Source organism: Flavobacterium cryoconiti (genome assembly GCF_048158645.1).
In the GTDB taxonomy this organism is placed as follows: domain Bacteria; phylum Bacteroidota; class Bacteroidia; order Flavobacteriales; family Flavobacteriaceae; genus Flavobacterium; species Flavobacterium cryoconiti.
Genome location: NZ_JBLNKW010000027.1, coordinates 1 through 2,386, shown reverse-complemented (window position 1 = coordinate 2,386; position 2,386 = coordinate 1). Strand labels below are relative to the sequence as shown.

Here is a 2,386-nt window from a genome sequence, read left to right as displayed (position 1 = left end):
AACAGACGGAAATTGTGCCAGCAACTATACGCTAACCAGAACCTGGACTGCAACTGATGTTTGTGGAAACACTGTTTCTAAAGCACAAGTGATTACTGTTCAGGATAAAACTGCTCCGGTATTGAGCGAGGCTCCTGCCGATGTAACCGCAGAATGTTCTGCAGTTCCTGCTGCTGCTACCCTAACAGCTACTGACAATTGTGATGCGGCTCCTGTAGTGACTTTCAAAGAAGTTAAAACAGACGGAAATTGTGCCAGCAACTATACGCTAACCAGAACCTGGACTGCAACTGATGTTTGTGGAAACACTGTTTCTAAAGCACAAGTGATTACTGTTCAGGATAAAACTGCTCCGGTATTGAGCGAGGCTCCTGCCGATGTAACCGCAGAATGTTCTGCTGTTCCTGCTGCAGCTACCCTAACAGCTACTGACAATTGTGATGCGGCTCCTGTAGTGACTTTCAAAGAAGTTAGAACAGACGGAAATTGTGCCAGCAACTATACGTTAACCAGAACCTGGACTGCGACAGATGTTTGTGGAAACACTGCTTCTAAAGCACAGGTAATTACCGTTCAGGATAAAACTGCTCCGGTATTGAGCGAAGCTCCTGCCGATGTAACCGCAGAATGTTCTGCTGTTCCTGCTGCTGCTACCCTAACAGCTACTGATAATTGTGATGCGGCTCCTGTAGTGACTTTCAAAGAAGTTAGAACAGACGGAAATTGTGCCAGCAACTATACGCAAACCAGAACCTGGACTGCAACTGATGTTTGTGGAAACACTGTTTCTAAAGCACAAGTAATTACCGTTCAGGATAAAACTGCTCCGGTATTGAGCGAGGCTCCTGCCGATGTAACCGCAGAATGTTCTGCAGTTCCTGCTGCAGCTACCTTAACAGCCACTGACAATTGTGATGCGGCTCCTGTAGTGACTTTCAAAGAAGTTAGAACAGACGGAAATTGTGCCAGCAACTATACGCTAACCAGAACTTGGACTGCGACAGATGTTTGTGGAAACACTGCTTCTAAAGCACAAGTGATTACCGTTCAAGATAAAACTGCTCCGGTTATTGCAACATTACCTGAAGCTTCAACTGTCTCTTGTTCTGCAGTGCCAACTTTCGCCATAGCTACTGCAACTGACGAATGTGGTTCATCTGTAACTTTGACTTCTGAAGATGTGACAACTAACGGTCAGTGTGCTGGTTCCTATTCTATAACCAGAACTTGGACTGCGACTGATGCTTGTGGAAATGCTGCTACAGCTTCACAAACTATTAATGTAATTGATACAACTGCTCCAGTTATTGCAACATTGCCTGAAGCTTCAACTGTCTCTTGTTCTGCAGTGCCAACTTTCGCCACAGCTACTGCAACTGACGAATGTGGTTCATCTGTAACTTTGACTTCTGAAGATGTAACAACTAATGGTCAGTGTGCTGGTTCTTATTCTATAACCAGAACTTGGACTGCAACTGATGCTTGCGGAAACAGTTCTAGAGCTACACAAACTATTAATGTAATTGATACTGTAGGTCCAACTACAGCAACACCTTTTACATCAACTATCGATGTGAATTGTGATGCAATTCCAACTAAACCTGAACTGGTTTTTGTAGATAATTGTTCCGCAGTTTCTCCAGCTGTATTTACTGAAAACATTATTAACAGAACCGAAAATTCTTATTCTATTGTAAGAAAATGGTTGGTGGCTGATGCCTGTGGAAATGCATCAGAATTTATACAAATCATTAATGTTACTATTGCTAATAATATAGTAACAATAAATAGCTCAATTTGTAATGATGGAGAAATTACAACTACTAACCTAAGTGATGTATTACCAGTAGGAACTCCTACAAACGGAACCTGGATTGATGTAAATAATTCGGGGGGATTACAAGGAAGCATACTTAATGCTTCTGGACTTTCTGTTAAAGATTATATTTTTGAATATAAAATTAACGATGCAACTTGTCCAAGAACTATAAGAGTTGTCATGACCGTAAATACTGGTTGTGCTGGTGTTGTATTAGCCTGTGGAACTGTATTAGTCCATAATGCTTTCTCACCAAATGGTGACGGAATTAATGAAAAATTCATAATCGATAATATTGACGATACAATTTGTTATCCAGATAATACCGTTGAAATTTATAACCGTTGGGGAGTATTGGTTTTTGAAACTAAAGGATATAATAATACAAGTAACTTTTTTGATGGTGTTTCTCAAGGTAGATCAACTATCCAACAAACTTCAGGTTTACCAACCGGAACCTACTTTTATATCTTGAACTATACCTCTATTGATGGTAATGGAAAATCTGTAACCAATAAAAAAGACGGGTATTTATATATAGTAAATAATTAAATTTAATACCTGAGG

General features: G+C 40.3%; 1 protein-coding gene. It reads left to right on the top strand.

The window, feature by feature from the left end; genetic code table 11:
* Window positions 1–2,371 (top strand): HYR-like domain-containing protein (locus tag ACM55H_RS17880; protein ID WP_416837807.1); only part of this gene is annotated, 2,371 nt, incomplete at its 5' end.
* Window positions 2,372–2,386 lie beyond the last annotated feature (15 nt).